Below are 24,399 nucleotides of genomic sequence, written 5' to 3'. Positions count from 1 at the left end.
CTGAGCCCCGCCCCGATCACCCTGAACCTATCGGCCGCAACCCGACGTCGGTCAGCGTCGAGGCGCCGGGTCGAGGCAGGATTCCGTCAGCATTTCCGCACCTCGGACCAGCTCCGAGGTGGGACAGGGCACTCCGCGAGGCTAGGCTGTCCGGGGCCCCTGAACCGGCGGCCACAGCTACAGGGAGCAACAGTGCACGGTCTCAACTTCACCGCGATCGATTTCGAGACCGCGAACAGCAAGCGTGGCTCGGTGTGTGCGGTCGGTCTGGCGAGGGTGATGAACGGCGTCGTCGTCGAATCCGCGTCCTGGCTGATCAAGCCCCCGCGCTCCGTCAGCGAGTTCTCCTCGATCAACGTCGCCGTTCACGGCATCCGTCCAGCCGACGTCCGCTCGGCCCCGGGATGGCCGGAGAGCCTCCGGCGCATCATGGATTTCACGGGAGACGACCCGTTCGTCGCCCACAACGCGCCCTTCGACCGTTCCGTGCTGCGCGGTGCGTGCGCCGAGTCGGGGCTGGAGGCGCCGGAGAACCCGTTCCACTGTTCGGTCGTCCTCGCCCGCCGGCTCCTGGGCCTCGAGGTGAACAAGCTCCCGCACATCGCGAGGGCCCTCGGCCTCGGCACGTTCCGGCATCACGACGCAGGGAGCGACGCGGAGATGTGTGCGGCCGCCGTCGTGGCGATCGCCCGCAAGCACGCGCTGCACTCCCTGGACGTACTCTGGCCTGCAGCGGGATCGACGTCGACCCGCAGGACGCGGGTCAGCGGGCGTCCGGCCTGACGCGGTTCAGGTGCCGGAGACCTCCGGCGTCACCGGCGACCGCTGCATGGAACGCGTGCGCCACCGGACCACGGCGATCGGCAGCCACCGGCAGAGCGCCCAGTAGCCCACCCCGACGGGAAGGCACCCGACCACGGCGACGACCTGCCCGAAGGGCATCAACATCGGGTAGACGAGCCAGTGCGTCAGGTAGATGTACAGGGACGCGGCGGCGAGCCAGCCCGTCACGCGGCGGAGGACCGACGGCACGGGCAGCGCCGGCACCCACGTGATGAGCAGCAGACCTACCACGATGGTCACCTCGCGCAGCGGGTCGTCGAAGGAGCCCGGCACGGTCAGCGCGGCGAGGACGGACACCAGCAGGCGACGGCGGGTGTCGTCCGCCCGCGCGACCGCCCACCCGAGCATGAAGAGCCAGAACACGGGCAAGGGCTTGGGCAGACCGGGATCCACGAGGTCGTACCGGCTGAGCAGGGTGACCGCGAGCAGACCCAGGGCGAAGGCGAACGGCAGGCGGCGCTCGAGGCGATCGAGCCAGGGGAGGGCGAGCAGGGCCGTCACGGCGACGAGCACGTAGACGAGCATCTCGACGAACCAGAAGTGCCACTCGCTGGTGACCTCCTGCGGCCCCATCATCCCGTTGAGCAGGAAGACGTTGGCCAGGCTGTAGTCGTCCGTGAGGACGTAGGCCACCGCGATGAACGCGACGGACGGGACGACGATCCTCGCGAGGCTCCGGGCATGGCGCCGGAGCCGTGCGGACCGCGTGCCGGTGAGCTGGAACCGCGCGAAGTTGAAGCCGGCGATGACGAAGAGCAGGTGCGCCGTGTGAAAGGTGAACAGCTCGACGTGGGCGGCGACGATGCAGACGGTCGCGACGGCCCGCAGCACGATCGACGGCTCCAGGAAGGACACGAGGCGACGGCGGCGGGGCTTGCTGCGGCCGGCCAGCTCACCGACGGGCAGGAGGTGCCAGTCGGCGGGCAGCGGACCGAGCGCCGCCTCGAGCCGGACCGACAGGGCCACGTAGGAGAGCGAATCGCCGTCGAGTGTGACGAACGTGTCCGCGTCGCGCACATCGGGGCGGTCCAGGCACTCCGCGAAGATGCGCGGGACGTCGGCGGGCCCTTCCCGTCCGGGGCGCTCCTCCGAAGCCGGGATGGTGGCGGGGGCCGCGAGGCGGAGTACGGCGGGGTAGTCGATCTTGCCGGTGCCCAGCCGGGGCAGGCGTTCCACCGTGTGCAGGGCGATGGCGGTGCGGGGCAGCCCGAGATCGACGGCAAGGACCTTGGCCAGCATGCCGCCGTCGTGCTCTCCCTCGACGGCGATCACCAGGCCGTCGTCGTCGGACCCGGCGACGGCGGAGACCGCACCCAGATCGGCGAGGATCCGCTCCACCTGCCCGAGGTCCACCCGCAACCCGGCGATCTTCACGAAGCGGCTGCGACGGCCCACCACCTCGTAGAGCCCGTCGGCGTGCCGGCGGGCGAGGTCGCCGGTCCGCAGCTCGTGCACCTCGCGGCCGAGGGCGAAGTCCCCGGGGCTCTCGGCATAGCCGAGCATGACGTTCGGGCCGGAGTACACCAGTTCCCCGTGCGGCAGGCCGTCGACGGGGTCGATCCGGAAGGAGCCGCCCGGGATCGGCACGCCGATGGTCCCCGGGTGCTCCGCCGCGAGGTCCGGCGGGAGGTAGGCCATCCGCGCGGTGGCCTCCGTGGCCCCGTACATGACGAACAGGTCCCAGCCGCGGCGCTGGCCGGTCTCCGCCCAGGCCCGCACCTTCTCGGGTGCGAGCCGCCCGCCGGCCTGGGTGATGTAGCGCAGGCTCGGCAGATCCATGTCCGCGAAGCCCACGCGGTCCAGCAGGTCGAAGCTGTAGGGGACGGCGGCGAACGAGGTGGCGCGGCGCTGGCGGACGAGGTCCCAGAAGCAGGGGTCGACGACGGAGAGGTCCGTGAGCACGAGACCGGCCCCGCGGGCCAGGTGGCTGTTGATCACGGACAGGCCGTAGCAGTAGGAGAACGGCAGGGTGGTGGCGGCGCGGTCGTCCGGGCCGATGCCGAGGTACCCGGCGATGGACCGCGCGTTCTCCTCGAGGTTCGTCCGGGACAGCCGGACGAGTTTCGGGGAGCCGGTGGAGCCCGAGGTGCTGACCAGCAGCGCGAGCTCGGGGTGGAGCTCGTGCCGGGTGCCGGGCCGGCGCTCGTCGACCTCGAGGGAGCCGCCGGACGTCCGGAGCACCACGTCGGGCTCGTAGGCGGCCACGAGGGACTCCACGGCGGCGGGCTTGTCCGCCGGCACGAGCAGCAGCGGGTGGCCGGCCGTGACCGCCGCGAGGTAGGCCACGAGGGTCTCGAGGTCGTTGCGTGCGGCGAGCAGGACGAGCCGACGCTCCGTGCCGAGGCGCATCACGACGTCGTCGACCCGCGCCGCCAGCTGGCGGTACGAGAGCACGCCGTGGGCGGTGAGGACCGCGGGCCGGTTCCCGTGGCGGGCGAGGTCGGTGAACGTGGCCGCGGAGAGATCCGGGTCGACGCTCACGGGGCCACCGGGGGCCGCGGTGCGTTGCGGGGCGGCGTGGTGACCGCCCGGTCGCCGACGAGGAGCGTGGGATGGGTGCCGGGGGCCACGGTCACGGTGACGGCCGTGCCGACGGGGTGGCGCACGTCGTGGGGCTGCCAGGACCGCAGGGTCCGCCCCGAGGCGAGCGTCACGTGGTGCAGCACGAACGCGCCGTGGTATTCCACGGCCGAGACGTGGGCGGTGGCCTCCGCGTCCGGGCGGAGGGCCACCTCGTGGGGCCGGAGGACGACGTCGACGTCCACATCGCTGTCCGCCCACCCCGGAACCGTCGACACGACGCCGATCTCGCAGGTCAGCAGGGCGCGGTGCACGTGGGCGGGGAGGAAGTCGGCGTCGCCCATGAACGAGGCGACGAAGCGCGTGGCGGGCTGCTCGAAGACCTTCTCGGGGACGTCGGCCTGTTCGATCACGCCGTTGTGCATGACCACCACGCGGGTGCCCACGGACAGCGCCTCCGTCTGGTCGTGCGTGACGAGCACGCCCGTGGTGCCGGTCTCCCGCAGCGCCGCCACGGTGTCACGGCGCACCTGCCCGCGCAGCGACTCGTCGAGGCTGGAGAACGGCTCGTCGAGGAGGACGACGGCGGGGCGCGGCGCCAGCGCCCGCGCGAGGGCCACGCGCTGCTGCTCGCCGCCGGAGAGCTCGTGCGGGTACCGGTCCGCGAGGTGGGGCAGCTGGACGAGGTCGAGGAGGTCGCCGACGCGCTTCCGGCGCTCGCTGCGTGCGAGCCGGTCGAGCCCGAACTCCACGTTCCGGGCGACGGTCAGGTGCGGGAAGAGCGCGTGGTCCTGGAACACGAGCCCCACGCGGCGGTTCTCCGGGTTCACGAAGCGGGTCCTGTCCGCGACGACGTCGCCGGCCACGGTGATCCGCCCGGCGTCGGGCCGCTCCAGGCCCGCCACGAGCCGCAGCGTCGTCGACTTGCCGCACCCCGAGGGGCCGATCAGCGTCACGAGTTCACCCGCGGGGATGGCGAGGTCGAGTGCCTCCACGCCGCGGGCGGACCCGTAGCGCTTGGTCACCCCTTCGAGGGTGAGGGCGGGCGGGGCGCCGGCCGTGGCGGTCTCGGCCGGTGGCGCGCTCTGCATCTGTGCCGTCACTGTCCTTCCCTTCCTGGAGAAGCGGTCCCGTGTGCTTCGCGCCCACGGGTCTGGCGGACGAGCACGAACACGGGGATGATGGCCGCTGCCACGATGACGAGGGCCGGGAGGGAAGCCTTCTCCCAGAAGTTCTCGCGGGCGAGCTCGTAGACCCAGACGGACGCCGTGGTGAAGCCGAAGGGGCGCAGGAGCAGCACGATGGGCAGTTCCTTGATGGCGTCGATCACCACGAGCATCAGGGCGACGGCGACGCCGGGCCGGGCGAGGGGCAGATGCAGCCGCCCGAGGATGCGGCGCGGCCCGGCGCCGAGGCTCAGCGCGGAGGACGTGACGGTCGGGGCGATCTTCTCGAGGCTCGCGCTGACGGACTGGTAGGCCGGGGCGAGGAACCGGATCACGTAGGCGTAGAGGATGCCGACCACGGAGCCGGTGACGATCAGCCCGGTGCCTCCGGGCACGCCGGCACGCTCCAGTGCGGTGTCGAGGGCGGCGAAGGACAGCAGGACACCGATGCCGATGACGGCACCGGGCACCGCGTACCCGAACGTGGTCAGCTGCGCGGCGAAGGAGACGACACGGCCCCCGCCCATCCGGATCGCGTGGCCGACGCCCAGGGAGATGGCGACGCACGCGGCGGCGGTGATCGCCGCCACCAGGAGGCTGTTGGCCAGGTACTCGGCGAAGCGCGGGTCGGCGAGGACGGACGCATCGGAGACGATCTGCCCGGACGCCCAGATCAGCAGTTGCCCCACGGGGATGAGGAACCCGGCGGACAGGGCGGCCACGCAGACCGCCGTCGCGGTCCAGGCGCGTGCGCCCCGCAGCCGTTCCGGCTGGAAGCTCTGCCGGCGTCCGCCCTGCTGGTGGTAGCGCGCCCGCCCCCGCAGGGCCCGCTCGGCGGCCAGCACGGCCACGGCGAACAGGAGGACGAGGACGGCGAGCTGCGTGGCGGCGTGGAAGTTGAAGGTGCCCTTCCAGACGAGGTAGACGCCCACCGAGACGGTCTGCACGTTGAAGTACTGCACCGTGGCGAAGTCGGTGAGCGTCTCCATCATCACCAGGGCCAGCCCTGCGGCCAGGGACGGCCGGGCGAGCGGCAGCACCACGCGTCGCAGGGCCTGCCCGCGCGTGGACCCGAGGGTGCGGGCGGCGTCGTACGTCCCCGAGGACTGCTCGATCAGCGCCGAGCGCGCCATCAGATAGACGTACGGGTACAGGGACAGCGTCATCACGAGGATCGCGGCGGGCAGTGAGCGGACCTCGGGCACCCATACGCCCGTCCCGAAGACGGTCCGCAGCAGCGACTGCACGGGGCCGGCGACGTCGAACACGGAGAGGAAGATGAACCCGAGCACGTAGGCCGGCACGGCCAGCGGCAGGACGAGCAGCCACACCAGCAGGTCACGCAGCGGGAACCGGTAGGCGGTCACGAGCCACGCCAGGCCTCCGCCCACCAGCAGCGCCCCCGCGCCGACGCCCAGCATCAGGGCGATGGTAGTGAGGATCATCGGGACGAGGTCCCGCGGCGGGGCGGTGCTGCCGAGGCTCCCGAGTCCGTCGATGACGACGGCCAGGACGGGGGTGGCGACGACGACGGCGACGGTGACGACCAGCGCCGACCAGGCGGGCCGGCCGACGCCGTAGGTCCGGTAGCGCCGGCGGGGCGGCCGCGGCTCGGCGAGCGCCGCCGTGTCCGTCACTTGTATCCGGCCTCGGCAAGCAGGTCGACGGCGTCGGCGTTGAGCGTCCCGTAGGCCTCGGCGTTGAGCGGCATGCGCGTGAACTCGCCGAAGGCGGCGATGACAGGCTCGGGCTCGACGGTCGGGTTGACGGGGAACTCGTGGTTGGCGTCGACGAAGGCGTTCTGCCCGTCCGTGGCGAGCCACTCGATGAGCTGCTGCGCGTCCTCGGCGCTGTCGGAGCCTTCGACCACGCCCGCGCCGGAGATGTTCACGTGCGTCCCGGCACCCTCCTGGCTCGCCCAGAACAGGTCCACCTTGAGGTCGGGGTTCTCCTCGAGGGTCCGGGCCAGGTAGTAGTGGTTGTTGATGCCGACGTCGCACGTGCCGGCGTCGATGGCCTCGAGCAGCAGGATGTCGTTGCTCATGATCGCGACGTCGTTGGCCACCCAGCCCTCGACGATCTCGAGGGCCCGCTCCCGGCCGTGGAGGTCGATCAGGCTGGCCACGAGGGACTGCGTGTAGGCGGAGGTGGCGTCCCGCATGCACAGGCGGCCCTTCCACTTCGGGTCGGCGAGGCCCGCGTAGGTCTCGGTCGCATCGAACTCGGCGGGGTCCACGGCGTCGGGGTTGTACGTGACGGTCCGTGCGCGCAGGGCGAGCCCGTACCAGCGGCCCTCGGCATCGCGCAGGTCCTCGGGGACGGCCTCGTCGAGCACCGGGGAGTCGGTCGCGGCGAGTTCGCCCTGGCGCGCGCCGTTCCAGAGGTTGCCGGCGTCGACGGTCATGAACACGTCCGCGGGGGTGTCGTCGCCCTCGGCCTTGAGGCGTTCGAGGAGCTCGGCGTCGTCACCGGTGATGAACTCGACGGTGATGCCCGTCTCCTCGGTGAACTGCCCGAACGCGCCCTCGAGGTCGTAGTGCCGCGCCGAGTAGATCTGGAGGTCCGCGGAGTCGCCGCCGATGGCGCTGCAGCCCGTGAGGATGGATGTCAGGGCGGTCAGGCCGACGAGCGTTTTCGTCAGGGGGCGCGGGTGCATCAGGGTCTCATCTCAGGCGGGGGAAGTCGTGGGGAGAGCACGGCCCTCCTAGGCAAGGGTAGCCTAATCTAAGTCGGCGGGGCCATTCGGTGGATCCGTCGTCAGCTCAGGATGTCCTTGGTGCTGAACCGCCCGTAGGCGAGGCTCCCGAACACGGCGATGTAGCCGAACTGCAGCAGGGCGTTGTCGAGGAAGCTGTTCCACACGAGTGGTTGCCGCAGGAAGTCGGCGAAGCCCAGCCAGTAGTTGGTGAACAGCCACGGGTGCAGCCATTCGAGCTGGGGGAGCGCGCCGAGGATCTGCGCGACGGCGGCCAGGGCGGCCGTCGCGGCCATCGCGCCCACCGGGATGGTGGTCAGCGTGGAGATGAACAGCCCGATGGCGCTGAGCCCCATGAGCGATACCGTCACGTACAGCGCGAGCAGCAGCAGCCGGCCGAAGTAGCCGACGATGCCCACGGTGTCCCCCGACAGGAGTGTCACCGGGCCCACGGGGAACAGCAGCGCCCCGATGATCGCGCCGGTGACCACGACCGTCAGGGTGGCCACGAGGCAGAAGAGCGCCGCCCCGGTGTACTTCACGAGCAGCAGCCGGATGCGGCCCGCGGGGGCGACGAGCAGGTACCGGAGGGTACCGAGGTTGGCCTCACCCGCGATCGTGTCTCCGGCGACGACGCCGATGGTCAGCGGCAGGAACAGCGGGATGGCCACGGTCAGCGCCGTGAGCGAGACGAACAGACCGTTCTGGGTGATGCTGTCGAGGAACGCCGGGCCGCGTCCGCTGGCCGAGCCGTCGGAGGAGACCCGGACGACGACGGCGATGAGGATGGGGATCAGCGCCAGTGCGCCGATCATCGCCCACGTGCGGAGTCGCCGGAACAGGACGGTGATCTCCGACAGGACGAGCGAGAGGCCCAGTGACCGTTCAGCCGGCAACGTCGAACCCCTCTCCCGTGAGTGCGACGAAGCGGTCCTCGAGCGAGGCGCCGCTGGCCTCGAAGCCGCGGACCCGCACATCGGCATGGACCAGTGCGGCATTGACGGCCTCGGGCAGGAGCCCGGGGACCGCCAGTTCGGCGGCGACGACGTCGTCGCGCCCGTGGGGTTCGGGGCGGAGGCCGAGGCCGGTGAGGACCCGGCGGGCATCGGACACGTCCGGCGTGGTGACGCGGACCCGGACCGTGCCCCCGTCCCGCAGTTCGTCGAGGGAGCCCTGGGCCACGAGCCTCCCCGCGCTCATGACGGCGATCATCGTGCACATCTGCTCCACCTCGGCGAGCAGGTGGCTGGAGACGAAGATGGTGGTGCCGTCCTCCGACAGGGACCGGATGAGGCTGCGGACCTCGCGGGTGCCCTGCGGGTCGAGGCCGTTGGTGGGTTCGTCGAGGATCAGCAGGTCCCGGGGGGCTAGCAGCGCGTTGGCGATCCCGAGGCGCTGCTTCATGCCGAGCGAGTAGGCGTGCGCCCGCTTGTTCGCCGCATGGCCGAGGCCCACGCGCTCGAGGGCGGCGTCCACGCGTCGGTTGCGAGTGGCGGGGGAGGTGTGGCGGTCGGCGGCGTCGAACCGCTGCAGGTTGGCGCGTCCGGAGAGGAACGGGTAGATGGCGGGACCTTCGACGAGGGCTCCGACGCGGGGCAGGACGGCGCGCGCGTCCTTCGGCATGTCGCCGTCGAGCAGCCGGATCTCGCCGCTGGATGCCGCGGCGAGGCCGAGGAGCACACGGATGGTGGTGGTCTTCCCGGACCCGTTGGGGCCGAGGAAGCCGAACACGGTGCCGCGGGGCACGGCGAGGTCCACGCTGTTCACCGCTTTCTGGCGGCCGAACTCCTTGGTCAGTCCTCGCGTCTCGATCGCGAACCCGTCGGCGCTCACCCGCGGACCCGCACCGGGAGTGCGGGGTCCGCTGGATCCTCGGCGATCACCGCTGGGCTGCGGCGACGAGCTGGTCCACGCCGACGGCGCCCGCGAGGATGCGGCCGTCGTCGGTGACGAGCACCGAGACCAGGGAGGTCTGCAGGGCGCTGCCGCCGTCGACCTCGGTGAGGGCCTGGTCCAGCATCGCCTGCGCTCCGGCGACCTCCTCGGGGTCCATGCCGGGCTTGATGTCCATGATGTCGCCCATCCCGGCTGCCTCGCCGCTGCCCGGGGCGACCCCGAGCTTCGCGGCAGTGCCGGCGGGCAGTTCCACGATGGTGCTCCAGCCTTCGCCGAGGACCACGGGCTCGTCTGTCGCGACGGGCTCGTCCTTCGCCTCCATGCGGGCCCTGGCGTCGTCCACCGTGGGTGCCTCGGTGACGGTGGCGTCGGCGGGCGGGGTGAACTCGAAGATGCCGGCGTCGGGGGTGCTGAAGTCGACGGCGCTGAAGCCGGCCTGGAACGCGGCGTCCTCCTGGCCCTTGGCCTGGACGGTGACGCTGAGCGGGACACCGGTCTCGGAGTCGACGGAGACGGCGATGGAGCCGATCAGGGTCGTGGCGTCCTCGGGGGTGAGCCGCAGTTCGTAGGCGCTGCGACCGGCGGCACGACTCGTGCCGTCGACGGTCACCTCGGTGGCCGGGTCGATCGTCGCGAGGAACACCTCGGCGAGCTCCGCGGGGGTGCGGGGGACGTCCTGCAGTTCGGGGTATTCGGCGGCCTTCGCCTGCAGTTTCGCCTCGAGCTCTGCCTTCGCCGATTCGCGGTCGGGGAGGACGGCGTGCATGGCCTCGTTGGCGCTGGAGTCGTAGAACCAGACGTCGTCCTGGTTGACGACGACGTCGCGCTGGGCCAGCTGGTCGAGCACCTGGACGCGTGCCCGGTCCGGTCCGTCGACGTAGACCTGCGCGGTGTGGTCGGCGGTGAGGAGTTCGAGCGCGGTGGAGGTGGGATCCGAACTGGAGGTGCCGCCCGGAGGGGTGGCCATACTGATGTCGGGCAGGCCGAGGTCCGAGGACTGCTCGACGGTGCCGGAGTAGGCGTCCTCAGCGCTGGTCGCCACGAATTCGAGCAGTTCCTGCGCGGTCTTCGCAGGGAGCTGCGGTTGGGCTTCGGCAACGGCGGACCCGCTGACCGCGGCGGTGACGATGACGACCGGGACGATGCCGGCGGGGAGCCAGCGCCAGTTCTTGTTCATGATTGAGCCTTCCGAACGAATCTGTGCCCCATCTGGCATTAACGCTACACCCGCAAGCTGGACGTTCCGTGGGCACGGGTACTGGGTGAACGAGCGGAAGTGGCGGCACGTGCCGGACACGAAGAAGGGGCGGCCGGGGCCGCCCCTTCGTTCATGCCGGGATGGATCAGCGGGTGACGCGACGGCGACCCGAGAGGCTCTCGGCGACGCCGATCAGGAGTACTGCTGCGATGACCGAGACGATGAAGCCGATCACGTTCAGTTCCATGATCTGTCCGGTGCCGAGGAAGCTCGCGATGGTGCCGCCGATGAGGGATCCGACGATGCCGAGCAGAAGCGTGGCGATCAGGCCGAGGTTCTGCTTGCCGGGCTTGATGAGTCGAGCGAGTGCGCCGATGATGAGGCCGGCGATGATGAATCCGATCATGATGAGTCTCCTTCTGAGGTCCGCGCTGCGCGGGAAGTATGGGGTCCAGCCGGTCGGGACTCCTGCCGGCCATGCTCTGGGCGGTGTGGCAAGCCCGGCATACGCGGCCGTGGTCCTTGCCCCCGGCGTCGATCGGTATCCATCATAGAGGAATGAGAAGCCTGCTGAATAATTCGGATGCATCGACCTAGGCATCGACAAGGCCACCGGAGGAGGTCGAACGGCTCCAGTTCCGCCGGGCGCACCAGGCCCCAGGGTGCCCGTCGCATCCTCGGCCTCGTGGTCGGGTGGCTGCTGGTGCTGATCGGCCTCGCCGCGCTCGTCCTTCCGGGGCCGGGCCTGCTGGCGCTCGTCGCGGGCCTGGCCGTCCTGGCCCAGCAGTACGACTGGGCGCGGCGGTGGCTCCGGCCGGTCAAGGAGAAGGCCTTCGCGGCGGCCGCGCAGGGCGTGAGGACCAGGCGGAACATCGTCCTCAGTTTCTCGGGGGCCCTCGGGCTCGTCCTGCTCGGGGTCCTGTGGGGCATGCAGCCCCCGGCTCCGGGATGGTGGCCCCTGAGCGCGACGTGGTGGATCCCGGGCGGGTGGAGCGTGGGTCCGGGTCTCGCCCTGTCCGGTGTGCTCGCGGCCCTCTTCATCGTGTACAGCATCCGCCGCTTCCGGCCCGGACACCGAAGATCACCGGAGCGTATCGATTCGGATGACCGCTGGAATCTCGCAAACTACTAAGCGTACTGTCGAAAGGGTGTCCGGCCCGGCACGGATCCTGTCGAACAATCCAAGGAGAATCCCATGACGAACGTCGGCGCCATGCTCGACACCTACCCCCGGGGACGCGATGGGTTCGACCGCGACCTGCTGGTCGAATGCATCGAGGCATGCTTCGAATGTGCCCAGACCTGCACGGCATGTGCTGATGCCTGCCTCGCCGAGGACATGGTGGCCGAGCTGCGCAAGTGCATCCGGACGAACCTCGACTGTGCCGACGTCTGCGACAGCACCGGTCGCGTCCTCTCCCGTCACACCGGCTATGACGCGAACCTGAGCCGGACCGTTCTCGAAGCCTGCCGGGCCGCCTGCAAGGCGTGCGGGGACGAATGCGCCAAGCACGCGGAGATGCACGAGCACTGTCGAGTGTGTGCAGAGGCCTGCCGACGGTGCGAGCAGGCGTGTGACGCACTGCTCTCGTCGATGGCGTAGGCGGCGCATATGTGGTTCGACTCCTGGGCGGATGTTCTCCGGGTCCTCATCGTGGGTACCGTCTCCTACGCCACCCTCGTGGGGGTTCTCCGACTCTCGGGCAAGCGGACCCTGGGCCAGCTCAACGCGTTCGACTTCATCATCACCGTGGCCCTCGGATCGACGCTTGCGACGATCCTGCTCAGCTCCGACGTCGCGTACGCCGAGGGCCTGGCTGCCCTGGCGTTGCTCGTGGGCCTCCAATGGGTGGTGGCTTGGGTCTCGGCGCGGTGGCCGAATGCCCGCGGCGTGGTGACGGCGAAGCCCGTCGCGCTGGTCGTGGACGGGGAACTGCAGAGGGACGAGTTGCGCCGGAACCGGCTCACGGAATCGGAAGTGTTCCAGGCGGTGCGCGGCACGGGTTCGGGCGACCTGTCCTCCGTTGCCGCCGTGGTGCTCGAGACGAACGGGAAGCTCAGCGTGATTTCCGGCAGCACGCGGGGTAGCGGTTCGGCCCTGGAGGGGGTCAGCGGCTACCCGGGACGGGCGCGATGAGCGCGACGACGGCGCGCAGTGAACGCGCGGGGCTGGAGCGGGCGGAGGCAGCGGCCGCGAGACTCGACAGGCCGATGGGCGTCCTCGGCGTGATCTTCCTGTTCGTCGTCCTGGGGCAGCTGCTGGCGACGGGCGCCGGCGTGATCACGGCCTTCACCGTGGTGGGATGGATCTTCTGGTCCGTCTTCGTCGCCGAATTCCTCCTGCGCGCCTACATCGCCGGGTTCAGCAGGGCGTTCTGGACGAAGAACTGGTGGCAGGTGGTGTTCCTCCTCGTGCCGTTCCTGCGCTTCTTCCGTGCCCTGCAGGCGCTGCGCTTCGTTCGTCTCGCGCGTTACGCCCGCTTCGGAGGGATCGTCTCCGCGGGCATCCGGGGTTCACGGTCGGCGGGTCGCCTGCTGTCCAGCCGTATCGGCTGGCTCGCGGCCGTAACCGCCGTCGTGGTCCTGGCATCGAGCCAGCTGCTCTACGCGACCGGCACGCACGACTCGTACGCGGACGCCCTGTTCGAGGCCGCGATGGCGACGATCACGGGGACGGGCCTCACCCCGACGACCTCCTTCGCGCGCATCCTGCAGGTCCTGCTCGCGGTGTACTCGGTGGCCGTCTTCGCGACGCTCGCGGGGTCGCTCGGAGCGTACTTCCTGCGCGGGGCCGATCCGGCGCCGAGAGCCGCCGCGTCCGTTCCTGCCCCGGCGGCCGATGGTGCCTTCGTTCGTGCAGGCGAGGTGGGCACCGACCGGGAGGTATGACCCGAGGCGCGCGACGACGCGCCCCGGTGGGACGCGTCGTCGGTGGAGGGACCCGGTGCAGGGGCTACCTCCTGCCGTAGTCCAGGCGGGTCCGCTCGAGGGTGCCCTGCGGCTGGGTCGGGAGAGTTTCGGGTCCGGGGTTGCCCGCTACTGCGTTGGTGGTCGCGTAGAGGTACTTGCCGTCCACCTCGACGTCGGCGGGCCGGGTGACCTCACGGAAGGGCACTGCCTCCTCGGTCCCCGCCGCGATGACCGAGATCCTGTCGGCGAACAGCTCGGCCACGAACAGGTTGCCGCGGCGGTCGAAGGCCAGCCCGGTGGGCGAGGTCAGACCGGAGATGACGAGCTCGACGTCACCCGACCTGGGATCGAAGCTGCGCACCGACCCGAGCGTCGGATCCTCCGGGACCCCGGGCAGCGACGTCAGGTACAGCAGGCTGTCGGGACCGAACTCGATGTCGGTGGGGACGGGTTCGGAGTTGAAGGTCAGGCCGAGGACACAATCGGGAAGCGCGATGCCCTGTCCCTTGAGTGAGGTGAGGAGCTCCTGCGTGACCGGCGTGGCCACCGGTTCGAGGACGGTCGCGTCGACCGTCTCGCGCCGCGTGTCCACGGTCCAGATGACGTTGGCGCCGGCATCGGCGACGTACACGTGACGTCCCGAGTGGGACGCCGCCGTCGCGTAGGGGTGCGAGTAGGCGTCGCCTCCGTGCGGGAGCAGGAAGGGGAGCAGGTCCTGGGGGAGCTGGGCCGCGCACTCCTCGGGGAGGTCCTGGAACCCGTACTCGTTGTCGGCGTCGTAATTGTTCTCGGTCTCGAGCGCGGCGAGGTCCGCGAGCACGCGCGGCTCGCCGTCCTCGAGGACGCTGACCTTGGCGACGACCGGGTCGGGACTGCCCGGGCCGCCGGCGCTCTCGGTGTAGTACACGTCGCCCTTGGTGATGGACACGCTGCCGATCTCGATGCCGGGACGATCGAGCACCGTGGCGACGGTCCTGCTGCGGTCCACGCTGGTGAGTCTGCCCGCGAAGTTCTGCGAGACGTAGGCGGTGTTGTCGCGACCGATGCCCACGCGGAGCGGGCTGACGAGTCCGGTGGCCAGTTCGGTCGTGTCGCCGGCCGTCACCGTCCCGCCGCGGTGCGCGGAGATGGTCACCGTGGGGGACGCCGTGGCGGCGCCGGCAGTGGACAGGAGGGCGACGGCGAGTGCCGCCGCCACGATGGGCGTGTTCTTACCCTGCATGATGGATGTCCTATGGGGTGCGTTTCATCACGAGACGCTGTTACCGGCCCCAGCACCGAGAAGCGGCGGCTGGGCCGCTTTCCGACGGGCGCGGCCCTGGTGCCCAAGGGCATTCGCGCACCTGCCATGGTAGGACCGCACCGGACGGGTGTCGACCGTCCCACGACCCTAAAGAGCGGTGCCGGTCAGTCGGAGAGGGTCCGGATCTGGTCCAGGAGTTCGCGTGCTTTCTCTTCCGCACCGGCCTCGGAGTGCAGGTGCGCCGCAGCGGTCAGGTGGTGGGCGGCCTGCCTGGGGGACCGGCGCGCCGCGTAGTACAGGCCGAGGCTCTCCTCGAGCCCCGTCTCGGACTCGAAGTCGAGCAGATCGCGCTGGTCGATCAGGCGCTTCAGCAGCTCTTCCGCCGTATCGAGGTCCGCCGTCAGGAGAGCGAGCCTGACCTGCGCGAGCTGGAGTTCCAGCCGTTGGGTCTCGGTACCGATGATCCGGAGCCCGAGCTCCGCGTTGGCGAGCGAGGCCCGGACCGAGTCGTCCACGAACCCCAGGACCAGCTTGTAGCCGGCGCTGGCGCAGTGGAACTCGGTCCAGGTCTGCAGGTCCGCCTGCGGCAGCAGCAGCTCGCCCGCGAGCGCGTAGTACTTCTCGCCGACCTCCGGGTCCCCACGGCGGAAGGCGACGTTGCCGATCGCCCAGGCCCCTCGGGCGACGAGGAGTGACGGCACGGTCAGCATTCCGTCGCTGATGTCCAGGCTCGTCGCCACCTCCCATGCCTCGTCCAGTTCCCCTTTGACGGAGAGGGCGGCGATGAGGATGAAGGCCGCCTGCAGGCGGGCCGGTGCATGGTCCGGGAGTCCGGCGGCGAGCTCCATCGAACGGCGCGCGAGCTCGAGGGCTTCGGCGAGCCGTCCCGCGTTCCGCGCGATGGTGGACAGCCGCCCCTGGACGACCGAGCGCAGTTCGGGTGTGGCGACCATCAGCGACGACCGGTCCATGGACAGCAGGACGTTCTCTGCCTCGTCGAGCCGGCGCAGGCCGATCAGCGATTGGGCCTGGAGCATGGACATGTCCCACCAGGCCGGGGCGTTCCGCTGCTCGTGGGCAATGCTCGCGGCGTGTTCCGCCTCGGATGCTGCCAGCGCGTTGTCGTGCATGTCCCGCGCGTAGTTCGCAGCGAACATGGCGCTGGTGAGACCCGGCTGGTCATCGACGGCCGGCTGTTCCACCCACCAGCCCAGGGTCCGGGCGTCCATACCGAGCCGTGCGGCGAGATGCTGCACCATGTCCGGCGTGGGTTGGCGCAGCCCGCGCTCCAGCAGGGAGACGAACTGGGTGGAGTAGACCCCGTCTCCCAGTTCCGCCTGCGTCAGTCCCGCAGCGGTGCGCGCCTGGCGCAGCATGTCTCCGAATCGCATGTTGTTCATCCCCCAAGAACGCGGCCACGGCGGCCCGCCCCATGCAAAGGCCCTGTCCGTGACTCCCCTTGTCTAACAGATGCCGTGGACAATCAGGAAAAGCGCCGACGGGTTCCCTCAGCCGAGCCGACCGAGGTAGGTGGAGAAGCCCGCCGGGACCCGGCCGACGGTGCGCGACGACGTCGAGACGGTCAGTGCCCCGGAGGCGGCCCACCGCGCGCCGGCCGCCTTGGCCCGCTCCACGAGGCGGACGTCCTCGTCTTGCTCCCATGGGCCGAAGCCGCCGAGCTCCAGGTAGGTGCTTCCCCTGATCCCCAGGTTCGCGCCGTGGACGTGGTGATGTCCGTCGATGGGCACGTAGGCGGCGGACCACAGCCGCAGCCGTTCGCCGTTGTCGGGGGTCAGGGTGGGCCGGACCGTTCCGAGGACGAGATCGTGGTCGCTGCCGAGACGGTGGTGCTGGAGGAGCCAGTCCCGCGGCACCGTGGTGTCGGCATCGGTGTTCGCGATCCAGGTGCCGACGGGCAGGCTGCGGGACTTCGCCAGCGCAAACCTGACGCCTGCGTCACGGGCCGCACCGACGGAGCCGAAGCTGCCCGAGATGACGGAGATGCCCGGTACCGTGCGTGCTTCGGCCGCGGACCGGTCCGTGCAGCGGTCGAGGACCACGGTCACGGACACGAGGATCCGCGGGACGGTGCGGAGGAGGTGCAGCCGCGCGGCGTCGAGCGAGGCGAGGCACGCGGCGAGCCGTTCCTCCTCGTTGCGGGCGGGGACGACGACGGCCACCTGGCCCGGGATCACACCAGGCCCTCGCGTCGGGCGACGGAGGCGGCAGGCGCCGGGACGAAGACCTCGAGGAGGAAGTCCTCCTCGGTGTGCAGGGAGAGCGTGGGAAGGCCCGACAGGTCCCGGACGCGCTGGTGGACGGTGTCCCCGTCCAGTTCCCAGCCCTCGATGGGGTGGCGCCAGTGGCAGAGGACCAGCACGCCGTCGTCGTCGAGCGATTCACCGATGAGCCGGATGACGTCGTCGAGCTGGTCCGAGGACAGGAAGTAGCCGGTCTCCGAGAGCACGATCAGGTCGAAGGGCCCGTCCTCGCGCGGCCAGTCCCGCGGGACGGTGGCGAGCCTCGCGCCGGCGGCGGCATGCATGATGACCGCCTCGTTGGTCCGGCGCACCGCCGTCTCGCTGGTGTCGAGCGCCAGCAGGTTGTCCGACACCGCAGCGAGGTCCTTCGTGAGTGCTCCGACGGACGAGCCGATCTCCAGGGTCCGGCAGAACCGGCGCCGCGGCAGGCTGGCGATGGTCAGGGCGCGCTTGCGCTGCTCGTAGAACCGCTCGGCGACCTCCCAGGGATCCGCCCGGTCGCGGTGCAGGCGTTCGAAGGCGGACGGCACGCCGCTGACGAAGAAGGACTCGAAGCTGCGGCTGAAGTGCTCGAGGACGCCGGGCGTCAGCAGGACCTCATCGCCCGGAGCGTCGGACAGGGGCAGGGTCTGGGTGACGTGGGTGGCGAGGGCGGAGCCCTTACGGGTGCGCTCGTCGGCGCCGAGGTGGTGCAGCGACAGGTCGGCGAGCTCCTTCGCGTGCTCTTCGGCCGTTCCCCAGTGCCAGAGCCAGATGGGGTACTCGAGTAGCGCGATGGCGCGGTCGCTGCAGAACTGCGCCGCGCCGGCGCCCGCGGCGTCGTGGTCGGCGTGTCCGTCGTGGCGCCACGGGGCGGCCACCAGGGTGCGGGAGGCCTCGCCGTCGCCGAGCTCGCGGGTCAGGACCGCCGCGACGTCCTCCGGCGTGATCCCGCCGTCGGGCAGGCCCTCGAAGGTCAGCCGGGCGGCCGGCGCCAGGACCTGCAGGGCGTTGGTCACCTCGCCGCGCCGCAGCTCCGCGAGCTGCTGCGGTGAGTGGGTGGGGGAGGACGGGTGGGACGCCTCGCCGTCACTGAGGACGACGACGTCGCACCGCACGCCGTCGCGCGCGAGCCGGGAGAGCAGGCCGCCGGCTCCGAGCGTCTCGTCGTCGGGGTGTGCGGCCAGGAGGATGAACCGGGAGGGCAGCCGCCCGTCGAAGAGCTCCTCGACCTGGAGATCGCCGCCCGGTTCGCGGTCCTGCTCCCAGGTGCGCCAGTGGCTCTCCGGCGTCCCCTCGCCGTCGTGCGTGAAGCTCACCATGCCGCACCGCCCTGCTGCGATCCCTCGAGAACGCGCCGCCCGAGGGAGGCGTCGTCACGCTGTGCATGGTGCTGCCGCAGGTAGAGGTGGAGGTCGGCGACGCGGGTGGCGTGGCGCTCGTCGAAGGCCAGGGGCGCCGGGCCGAGCCCGTGGGCCGCCGCCTCGAGCACCAGTTCCGCGCAGTCGAAGGCCAGGGAGCGCACGCGGGCCGCGAGCAGTGCGCCGTCCTGTCCGCCCGCGCGTCCGTCGTCGACGGCGTCCGCCGCGGCGGCGAGTGCCGTCCGCGTCCCGTGGAGGGCGGCATCCACCCGCCCGAGGTGCATGAGGGCGATCTGGTCGGGGGTGCGGTGCCGGGACGCGGCGAGGAGGGTGCGGGCGATGCCGAGGGCACCCCCGAACCAGCAGGCCGCGACCCCGATCCCGCCCCACGCGAAGCCGTCGCGGTCGAGGTACCAGTCGGCGTTCCCGACCGGCACGGCCGCGGCGGCGTCGAAGCGCACCGAGCAGCTGGTCACCGCGGCCAGGCCATGGCTGACCCAGGCGTCGGCGGGCTCCGGCGTGACGCCGTCGGCGCGAAGATCCACGGCGAAGGCCCGGCGCTTCCCCTCACGCACGTGGGCGGTGACGATCGCGGAGTCGAGGTGGTCGGCGAGGGAGCACCAGGGCTTGACGCCCGTGAGGGTCCAGGTGCCGTCCGGCCCCTCCGACGCCGTGAGTGCGACGCCGGGCCCCTCCGCGGCGAACACGCCCCACGTCCCGGCGCCGTCGGGCAGGCCGGCAGGTCCGGCGGGAGTGCCCATCCCGGCCTGGTCGAGGATCGCCAGGGCGTCGAGGTGGGGTTCGACGACGCGCGCCACCGTGAGATCCGCGGCGGCGAGTGTAGTGAGGAGCTGCCAGGTCAGGGCCGTCCTGCCCGATCCCGGCAGGGGCACCGCGGCGCCCAGTTCTCCGGCGAGCGCCAGCGTGCGCGGGAGGGAGCCCCGTGCAGCATCGACCCGGTCGACGAGGACGTCCAGCGGGTGGTCTCCGGGGTGCTGGCGCTCGGCGCGGTCCGGGGAGGGGAGCGTCGGGGATCGATCGTCGGGGCGCAGCATGTTCGAAGTCTACTGAGATCGCGGCTGCCACTTGCGCACCACCGGGTCGGTGCTCAGGCCTCGGGCGGCAGCGCCTCGTGGTGCTCCTCGCCCTTGGTGCGGCGCTCCTCCTTCATCTCCGCTTCGAAGAGGTGGCGCTTGCCCCCGACGAGGGCGTCACGCGCCTCCTTCTCGAAGGACTTGAACGCGGAGTAGTAGCTGTCGTCGTAGTCCTCCATGATCTGGAAGGTCCACCGGCCCTCGATCACGTTGCGGCCGATGATCTCCGAGGCGAGCGTGTCCGCGAGCCCCGTGTGCCCGGCCTTGCGGAACAGCTCCTCGGCCTCGGACAGGTTGAGGTCCGCCTTGCCGGTGAGCCGGTGGAAGCCGTAGAGGTAGCCGCGGGCGTGTTCCACGACCTCGAGGGCTTCGGAGAGCTTGCCGAGAGCCTCGACGGTGAGGTCGGAGACGCCGTCGGGGCGCTGGTGGTTGGAATCGGGACCGGAAGTGTCAGGGGTAGCCATACCGATCACGGTACCCAGATCGGCGGCTCTCCAGACAGCACTTTCCGGCCGGATGCTGCGGTCAGCCCAGCTCGGGCTTCGCGATCACCGCGATGTCGTCGTCGCCCGCCCCGGCGCGCTGGGCGTCGGTGAGGGACTGCAGGAGTGCCGTCACCGCGGGCAGGGGATCGGTGCTGGAGCGCAGCATGAGCCGGGCGTCCTTGGCGAGGAGATCGGCGGAGAACTGGGTGTCGCCGAACGTGCCCCCGGTGATGACGGGCCCCTTCATCCCGGCGATGACACCCAGACCCGTGCCCTGCAGCAGGTCGAGGACCGCGGCGGCGTCGAGCCCGTTGGTCCTGCCGAGGCGCAGGGCTTCCACGAGTCCCTGGAGCGTGACGCCCAGGGCGAGGTTCGCGAGCAGCTTGCCGGTCGCGGCGTCCGACGGCGTCGCCACGCGGCGCAGGCGCTCGGCATCACCCCACAGCGCGGCGAGGGGCTCGACGACGTCGACATCCCCGGCCGCGCCGCCGAGCAGGACCCCGAGCGTGCCCGCCCGCGCCGGGGCGAGGCTGCCGATCACGGGCCCGTGGACGTAGCGGACACCGGCCGCGGCGGCGTAGTCGGCGAACTCGCGGGCGTCCTCCGGGGAGACGGTGGTGACGTCCAGCCAGACGGCTTCGGCCGGGATCTCGAGCCCGGAGAGCACCACCTCGCGGACCGTGTCCGGTCCGAAGAGCACCGTCATGACGACGTCGGCGTCCTGCGCCGCCTCCTGGGCCGACCCGGCGCGGGCGGCGCCGGCGTCGTGCAGGCGGTCGACGGCGCTCGCCGTGCGGTTCCAGGCCGTGACCTCGTGGCCGGCCCGCAGCAGGTGCACGCCGAGTTCGTGGCCCATGCGTCCTACGCCGAGCAGTGCGATCTTCATGATGGTCCTCCGGTGGCTGTCGGTGTCGTCGGGCGGTCGATGGTCAGTCGGCGCTGATCTGGTGGCGGAAGGTGTCCCGCCGGGCGTGGAGACCCCAGATGACGTCCGCGAGGACGTTCGGGTCCTTCTCCGGGTCGCCCTCGATGATCCGGCCGCCGATGATCAGCTGCGAGACGTGGATGCCTTCCTCGCCGAGCACCTCGTGCAGCAGCTGCGCGTAGGCGGCCTGGCCGGCGAAGGCCACGGACGTGCCGGTCACGGAGCGGCCGGGCTTCACGGCCGAGCCGCCGTTGATGAAGAGGATGGTGCCCCGGTTCCCGCCGAGGAAGCGCATCCCGGGCAGGACCTGGTGCACGGCGGCCACGGGGCCGTAGATGGAGAACTCCACCGGACCCCTGAGGTCCGCCGGGGTGGTCTCGAGGACGGGCCGCATGAAGTCCTTCTGCGGGAGGGGGCTGTACTGCAGGACCTCGATGGGCCCGAGCGTCTCGGTGGCCGCTTCGAGGGCCGCGGCGATCGATTCGGGGTTCCGGACGTCCGCGGCGAAGCCACGGGCCTGGATACCCTCCTTGCCGAGGTCCTCCGCGAGGGCGTCGAGCTTGCCCTGGCTCCGGGAGATGAGGGCCACCGAGAAGCCCTCCGCTCCGAAACGGCGTGCCACTGCGGCTCCGAGGCCGCGTCCTGCTCCGATGATCGCGATAGTAGTCATATCGGGTGCAATTCATCAGCGTGCTGAATAATTCCGGACCGGGCGCGTCCTGCGTCAGCGCAGCGTGCCGAGGATGGTGCGCTGGATGGCGACGGCGGCGGCCCCGCGCGCCCACTGGGCGAAGTCGGTCGGCTGCCGGCTCAGCCGGACGGGGGACGCCTCCGGGTCCCGGTGGGCGTCGATCGCGGCGTGCAGCGACGGCGCCGCGACGTCGGCGAGGGCCATGCCTTCGCCGGAGAGGATGACGAGGTCCACCATCGTGAGGTTCGCGACGGCGGACACCAGCAGGCCGAGGGCGGCGCCGGCGGACTCCACCACGGCGCCCGCCACGGGATGCCCCTGGGCCGCGAGGGCGAGGACCTCCTCGTAGGAGCGCTGGTCACCGGTGGAGGCGGCGAACCGGGAGCGGATGGCCGGGATGGTGAGGACGGCCGACGAGCAGCCGCGGTGGCCGTCCGTGCAGCGCGGTCCGTCGGGTTCGAGCGGAAAGTGCCCCACGAGGCCCAGTCCGGCGTCCGGTGGGGCGATGACGACGTCGTTGATCACGAGCCCGTAGCCCACCCCGGCGCCGACGGTCAGGACGGCGAAGTCCTTCTCGCCGCGTCCGGCGCCGAACCACTGCTCCGCGATGGTGAGGGCGACGACGTCGTTCTCCACGACGACGGGCAGTCCGGTCCGCTGCTGGACGAGGTCGGCGAGGGGGACGTCGCGCCAGCCGAGGAACGGAGCACGCAACACGGAGGAGTCGGCGTTGACCCTGCCGCCGATGCTGATGCCGATGCCGCTGAACCTGTCGATCGCGCCGAGGTCGGCGACGGCGTCCACGATGGCGCCGACCACGTCCTCCACGGCATGGCCCGGCAGCGTGCGTTCGCCGGCCCCGACGACGTCGGCCCTGAAGTTCGTGGCGACCGCCGAGGCGGTGTCGCCGGTGAGCTTGACGCCTGCGAACCGGTGCGCGTCCGGGCTGACCTCGAGGGGGCGGACGGGGCGTCCGATGGAGGCTGCGCCGGCTTCCTCGGATTCGCGGAGCACGCCGGCGTCGAGCAGCGGCCTGCTCAGGCGGGTGAGGCTGGCGACCGACAGACCGAGGCGCGTCGCGAGGTCCCCGCGGGAGATGGGGCCGCGGATCAGGACCTCGCGCGCCAGCGCCCGCGCGGGGCTGGAGGGGGCGAGAGACGAGACCGCGTCCACCACAACACCTCCCCGCATCCGCCGTTCCTTTGACATCCCTTATTTTCTATCGCAAAACTAATCGGGAGTGGAGTACCGACCGACGCATCGCGGTGCCGGCACGTCCGTGCCCACACTTCAGGACCAGAGAGGCACACCCTATGACTTCCACCGTCAATCCCGACGTCGATTCCGCGGTCGACGCCGCCACCGAACCGTCCGCCGCGGCGCTCACGGAGCGCATGCAGGATCCGGACTGGTGGCGCCAGGCCGCCGTCTACCAGATCTATCCCCGGAGCTTCGCCGATTCCAACGGCGACGGCATCGGTGACCTCAGGGGCATCACGTCCCGCATCCCGTACCTGAAGTCGCTCGGCGTGGACGCCGTGTGGCTGAGCCCCTTCTACCCGTCCGCGCTCGCCGACGGCGGGTACGACGTCGACGACTACCGCGACGTCGACCCCAAGCTCGGCACGCTCGAGGACTTCGACGAGATGGTCGCCGCCCTGCACGCGGCGGGCATCAAGCTCGTCGCGGACATCGTCCCCAACCACACCTCCAACCGCCACGCGTGGTTCCAGGAGGCACTGGCGTCACCCAGGGGGTCCGCCGCCCGCGCCCGCTACATCTTCCACGACGGCAAGGGCCCCGACGGCTCGGAGCCGCCGTCGGACTGGGAGTCCGTGTTCGGCGGTCCCGCCTGGGAGCGGACCGAGGACGGCCAGTGGTACATGCACATCTTCGCCCGGGAGCAGCCGGACCTGAACTGGGACAACCGGGAGGTCCGCGACGACTTCCTGACGACCCTTCGCTTCTGGTCCGACCGCGGCGTCGACGGCTTCCGGGTGGACGTGGCCCATGCCCTCACCAAGGACATGACCGAGCCGCTGCCCTCCAAGGCCGAGCTCGGTCCCGAGGGCGGGAACAACCAGGGCAAGCACCCCTTCTGGGACCGCGACGAGGTCCACGAGGTCTTCGCCGAATGGCGCCGGGTGTTCAACGAGTACACGCCGCCGCGCACCGCCGTCGCCGAGGCGTGGGTCCACGCCGACCGCCGCGCCCGCTACGCGAGCCCCGAGGGGCTCGGCCAGGCGTTCAACTTCGACCTCCTCAAGGCCGACTGGAATCCCGGCCAGTTCCGCGACATCATCACCAAGAACCTCGTCGAGGCGACCTCCTCCGGGGCGTCGTCGACCTGGGTCTTCTCCAACCACGACGTCGTCCGGCATGCCACGCGCTACGGCCTGCCGCCCGCCGGCGCCGGCAGCGAGGACGGCCAGGACGGCTCGGCCTGGCTGTTGAGCGGAGGCCAGGAGCCCGCGCTGGACACGGCGCTCGGCGAGCGCCGTGCCCGCGCCGTCTCCCAGCTCATGCTCGCCCTGCCCGGCTCCGCCTACCTGTACCAGGGCGAGGAGCTCGGCCTGCACGAGGTCGCCGACATCCCGGACGAGCACCGGCAGGATCCCACGTTCTTCCGGAACAAGGGCGTCGACGTGGGTCGTGACGGCTGCCGCGTGCCGCTGCCGTGGACGCGGGACGGCGCGTCCTTCGGCTTCGGGTTCGAGGGTGCGCACCTGCCGCAGCCGGCGTGGTTCGGCGAGTACGCCGTCGAGGTGCAGGAGGCGGACCCCGCCTCCCACCTCAGCTTCTACCGCCGTGCGCTCGCGCTGCGCCGCGAGCTGCAGGGCGAGGAGGACTTCGAGTGGGTCGACGAGCCCTCCGCGGACGTCCTCCACTTCACGCGCCCGAACGGCTGGCACTCCGTGACCAACTTCGGGTCGACGCCGGTGGACCTGCCCGCGGGCACGGTGCTGCTGAGCAGCTCGCCGCTCGAGGACGGCAGGCTGCCGGGCGACGCGACGGCCTGGCTCGTCTAGCACGTCCTCCGCGCCGACGGCGGGTCGCCCTCCCGGGGGTGGCCCGCCGTCGTCGTACCCCGCCGCGGCAGGCCGTTCGTCCGCAGGGAAATCGGTTGCGGCA

23 protein-coding genes are annotated in these 24,399 nt (G+C 71.3%); 6 read left to right on the top strand and 17 right to left on the bottom strand.

What is annotated here, in order from left to right; genetic code table 11:
• Positions 1–192: 192 nt before the first annotated feature.
• Positions 193–783, top strand: a complete 591-nt coding sequence (locus AC4D2E_RS10275) for a 3'-5' exonuclease (protein ID WP_490952529.1) — start codon at positions 193–195, stop codon at positions 781–783.
• A gap of 6 nt (positions 784–789) precedes the next feature.
• Here the strand turns inward: AC4D2E_RS10275 and AC4D2E_RS10270 are convergent, their stop codons facing one another.
• From AC4D2E_RS10270 to AC4D2E_RS10235, 8 genes are all read right to left on the bottom strand, one after another.
• Entirely contained in the window at positions 790–3,324 is a 2,535-nt protein-coding gene (locus AC4D2E_RS10270; protein WP_490952528.1) for an AMP-binding protein, read from the bottom strand.
• A complete protein-coding gene (locus AC4D2E_RS10265) occupies positions 3,321–4,466 on the bottom strand; it encodes an ABC transporter ATP-binding protein (protein ID WP_258069977.1) in 1,146 nt (381 codons plus the stop codon). The genes AC4D2E_RS10270 and AC4D2E_RS10265 overlap by 4 nt, the downstream gene beginning before the upstream one ends.
• The gene (locus AC4D2E_RS10260; RefSeq protein WP_490952527.1) at positions 4,463–6,166 is read right to left on the bottom strand and encodes an ABC transporter permease; all 1,704 of its coding nucleotides are present in this window, start codon (positions 6,164–6,166) and stop codon (positions 4,463–4,465) included. Before AC4D2E_RS10260 ends, AC4D2E_RS10265 begins: the two co-directional genes overlap by 4 nt.
• A complete protein-coding gene (locus tag AC4D2E_RS10255; RefSeq protein WP_104168549.1) occupies positions 6,163–7,185 on the bottom strand; it encodes an extracellular solute-binding protein in 1,023 nt (340 codons plus the stop codon). The genes AC4D2E_RS10260 and AC4D2E_RS10255 overlap by 4 nt, the downstream gene beginning before the upstream one ends.
• Positions 7,186–7,286: 101 nt before the next feature.
• Positions 7,287–8,201 (bottom strand): ABC transporter permease, encoded by a 915-nt coding sequence (locus AC4D2E_RS10250; protein ID WP_490952526.1) that lies wholly within the window; start codon positions 8,199–8,201, stop codon positions 7,287–7,289.
• Positions 8,110–9,057 (bottom strand): ABC transporter ATP-binding protein, encoded by a 948-nt coding sequence (locus AC4D2E_RS10245; RefSeq protein ID WP_490952525.1) that lies wholly within the window; start codon positions 9,055–9,057, stop codon positions 8,110–8,112. Before AC4D2E_RS10245 ends, AC4D2E_RS10250 begins: the two co-directional genes overlap by 92 nt.
• 46 nt (positions 9,058–9,103) lie before the next feature.
• Positions 9,104–10,297: a LolA family protein gene (locus AC4D2E_RS10240; protein ID WP_490952524.1), complete on the bottom strand. Its 1,194-nt coding sequence runs from the start codon at positions 10,295–10,297 to the stop codon at positions 9,104–9,106.
• A 166-nt stretch (positions 10,298–10,463) separates the two neighbouring features.
• Positions 10,464–10,724, bottom strand: coding sequence for a GlsB/YeaQ/YmgE family stress response membrane protein (locus AC4D2E_RS10235; RefSeq protein WP_104168545.1), 261 nt, complete (start codon positions 10,722–10,724; stop codon positions 10,464–10,466).
• Between the two features lie 267 nt (positions 10,725–10,991).
• Between AC4D2E_RS10235 and AC4D2E_RS10230 the strand changes: the two genes are divergently transcribed.
• The 4 genes from AC4D2E_RS10230 to AC4D2E_RS10215 all read left to right on the top strand — a co-directional run bounded on the left by AC4D2E_RS10230 (position 10,992) and on the right by AC4D2E_RS10215 (position 13,207).
• Positions 10,992–11,450 (top strand): PGPGW domain-containing protein, encoded by a 459-nt coding sequence (locus AC4D2E_RS10230; RefSeq protein WP_490952712.1) that lies wholly within the window; start codon positions 10,992–10,994, stop codon positions 11,448–11,450.
• A gap of 63 nt (positions 11,451–11,513) precedes the next feature.
• Positions 11,514–11,921: a four-helix bundle copper-binding protein gene (locus AC4D2E_RS10225; RefSeq protein WP_490952523.1), complete on the top strand. Its 408-nt coding sequence runs from the start codon at positions 11,514–11,516 to the stop codon at positions 11,919–11,921.
• Between the two features lie 9 nt (positions 11,922–11,930).
• On the top strand, positions 11,931–12,455 hold the full coding sequence (locus AC4D2E_RS10220) for a DUF421 domain-containing protein (RefSeq protein ID WP_490952522.1): 525 nt from the start codon (positions 11,931–11,933) through the stop codon (positions 12,453–12,455).
• On the top strand, positions 12,452–13,207 hold the full coding sequence (locus tag AC4D2E_RS10215) for a hypothetical protein (protein ID WP_490952521.1): 756 nt from the start codon (positions 12,452–12,454) through the stop codon (positions 13,205–13,207). The genes AC4D2E_RS10220 and AC4D2E_RS10215 overlap by 4 nt, the downstream gene beginning before the upstream one ends.
• 64 nt (positions 13,208–13,271) lie before the next feature.
• Here the strand turns inward: AC4D2E_RS10215 and AC4D2E_RS10210 are convergent, their stop codons facing one another.
• The 9 genes from AC4D2E_RS10210 to AC4D2E_RS10170 all read right to left on the bottom strand — a co-directional run bounded on the left by AC4D2E_RS10210 (position 13,272) and on the right by AC4D2E_RS10170 (position 22,458).
• A complete protein-coding gene (locus tag AC4D2E_RS10210; protein ID WP_490952520.1) occupies positions 13,272–14,450 on the bottom strand; it encodes a ScyD/ScyE family protein in 1,179 nt (392 codons plus the stop codon).
• A gap of 185 nt (positions 14,451–14,635) precedes the next feature.
• Positions 14,636–15,862, bottom strand: a complete 1,227-nt coding sequence (locus tag AC4D2E_RS10205; RefSeq protein ID WP_490910880.1) for a helix-turn-helix domain-containing protein — start codon at positions 15,860–15,862, stop codon at positions 14,636–14,638.
• Positions 15,863–15,979: 117 nt separating this feature from the next.
• The gene (locus tag AC4D2E_RS10200) at positions 15,980–16,666 is read right to left on the bottom strand and encodes a glycosyltransferase (RefSeq protein ID WP_490910879.1); all 687 of its coding nucleotides are present in this window, start codon (positions 16,664–16,666) and stop codon (positions 15,980–15,982) included.
• The gene (locus tag AC4D2E_RS10195) at positions 16,663–18,033 is read right to left on the bottom strand and encodes a PIG-L family deacetylase (protein ID WP_490910878.1); all 1,371 of its coding nucleotides are present in this window, start codon (positions 18,031–18,033) and stop codon (positions 16,663–16,665) included. The genes AC4D2E_RS10200 and AC4D2E_RS10195 overlap by 4 nt, the downstream gene beginning before the upstream one ends.
• Positions 18,027–19,127 carry an acyl-CoA dehydrogenase gene (locus AC4D2E_RS10190; RefSeq protein ID WP_490952519.1) on the bottom strand — a complete coding sequence of 367 codons (1,101 nt, stop codon included), beginning with the start codon at positions 19,125–19,127 and terminating at the stop codon, positions 18,027–18,029. The genes AC4D2E_RS10195 and AC4D2E_RS10190 overlap by 7 nt, the downstream gene beginning before the upstream one ends.
• Before the next feature lie 53 nt (positions 19,128–19,180).
• Positions 19,181–19,630, bottom strand: a complete 450-nt coding sequence (locus AC4D2E_RS10185; RefSeq protein WP_490910876.1) for a hypothetical protein — start codon at positions 19,628–19,630, stop codon at positions 19,181–19,183.
• Positions 19,631–19,691: 61 nt separating this feature from the next.
• Positions 19,692–20,537 (bottom strand): NAD(P)-dependent oxidoreductase, encoded by an 846-nt coding sequence (locus AC4D2E_RS10180; RefSeq protein ID WP_490910875.1) that lies wholly within the window; start codon positions 20,535–20,537, stop codon positions 19,692–19,694.
• Positions 20,538–20,580: 43 nt separating this feature from the next.
• Positions 20,581–21,246: an SDR family NAD(P)-dependent oxidoreductase gene (locus AC4D2E_RS10175; protein ID WP_104168535.1), complete on the bottom strand. Its 666-nt coding sequence runs from the start codon at positions 21,244–21,246 to the stop codon at positions 20,581–20,583.
• A 54-nt stretch (positions 21,247–21,300) separates the two neighbouring features.
• On the bottom strand, positions 21,301–22,458 hold the full coding sequence (locus AC4D2E_RS10170; protein ID WP_490952518.1) for an ROK family protein: 1,158 nt from the start codon (positions 22,456–22,458) through the stop codon (positions 21,301–21,303).
• A gap of 203 nt (positions 22,459–22,661) precedes the next feature.
• Between AC4D2E_RS10170 and AC4D2E_RS10165 the strand changes: the two genes are divergently transcribed.
• A complete protein-coding gene (locus AC4D2E_RS10165; RefSeq protein ID WP_490952711.1) occupies positions 22,662–24,296 on the top strand; it encodes a glycoside hydrolase family 13 protein in 1,635 nt (544 codons plus the stop codon).
• Positions 24,297–24,399 lie beyond the last annotated feature (103 nt).

The sequence above is a fragment of the Arthrobacter sp. TJ-265 genome (genome assembly GCF_058269135.1).
This window is presented reverse-complemented; position numbering and strand designations above follow the sequence as displayed.

Coding starts and splice junctions, on each gene's coding strand:
- AC4D2E_RS10250 (WP_490952526.1), bottom strand. CDS start 8,201: ATGTGCGGGTCCGCGGCTTCGAGGCCAGCGGCGCCTCGCTCGAGGACC.
- AC4D2E_RS10180 (WP_490910875.1), bottom strand. CDS start 20,537: ATGAAGATCGCACTGCTCGGCGTAGGACGCATGGGCCACGAACTCGGC.
- AC4D2E_RS10225 (WP_490952523.1), top strand. CDS start 11,514: ATGACGAACGTCGGCGCCATGCTCGACACCTACCCCCGGGGACGCGAT.
- AC4D2E_RS10175 (WP_104168535.1), bottom strand. CDS start 21,246: ATGACTACTATCGCGATCATCGGAGCAGGACGCGGCCTCGGAGCCGCA.
- AC4D2E_RS10240 (WP_490952524.1), bottom strand. CDS start 10,297: ATGAACAAGAACTGGCGCTGGCTCCCCGCCGGCATCGTCCCGGTCGTC.
- AC4D2E_RS10210 (WP_490952520.1), bottom strand. CDS start 14,450: ATGCAGGGTAAGAACACGCCCATCGTGGCGGCGGCACTCGCCGTCGCC.
- AC4D2E_RS10165 (WP_490952711.1), top strand. CDS start 22,662: ATGCAGGATCCGGACTGGTGGCGCCAGGCCGCCGTCTACCAGATCTAT.
- AC4D2E_RS10255 (WP_104168549.1), bottom strand. CDS start 7,185: ATGCACCCGCGCCCCCTGACGAAAACGCTCGTCGGCCTGACCGCCCTG.
- AC4D2E_RS10170 (WP_490952518.1), bottom strand. CDS start 22,458: ATGCGGGGAGGTGTTGTGGTGGACGCGGTCTCGTCTCTCGCCCCCTCC.
- AC4D2E_RS10205 (WP_490910880.1), bottom strand. CDS start 15,862: ATGCGATTCGGAGACATGCTGCGCCAGGCGCGCACCGCTGCGGGACTG.
- AC4D2E_RS10185 (WP_490910876.1), bottom strand. CDS start 19,630: ATGGCTACCCCTGACACTTCCGGTCCCGATTCCAACCACCAGCGCCCC.
- AC4D2E_RS10235 (WP_104168545.1), bottom strand. CDS start 10,724: ATGATCGGATTCATCATCGCCGGCCTCATCATCGGCGCACTCGCTCGA.
- AC4D2E_RS10195 (WP_490910878.1), bottom strand. CDS start 18,033: ATGGTGAGCTTCACGCACGACGGCGAGGGGACGCCGGAGAGCCACTGG.
- AC4D2E_RS10215 (WP_490952521.1), top strand. CDS start 12,452: ATGAGCGCGACGACGGCGCGCAGTGAACGCGCGGGGCTGGAGCGGGCG.
- AC4D2E_RS10190 (WP_490952519.1), bottom strand. CDS start 19,127: ATGCTGCGCCCCGACGATCGATCCCCGACGCTCCCCTCCCCGGACCGC.
- AC4D2E_RS10220 (WP_490952522.1), top strand. CDS start 11,931: ATGTGGTTCGACTCCTGGGCGGATGTTCTCCGGGTCCTCATCGTGGGT.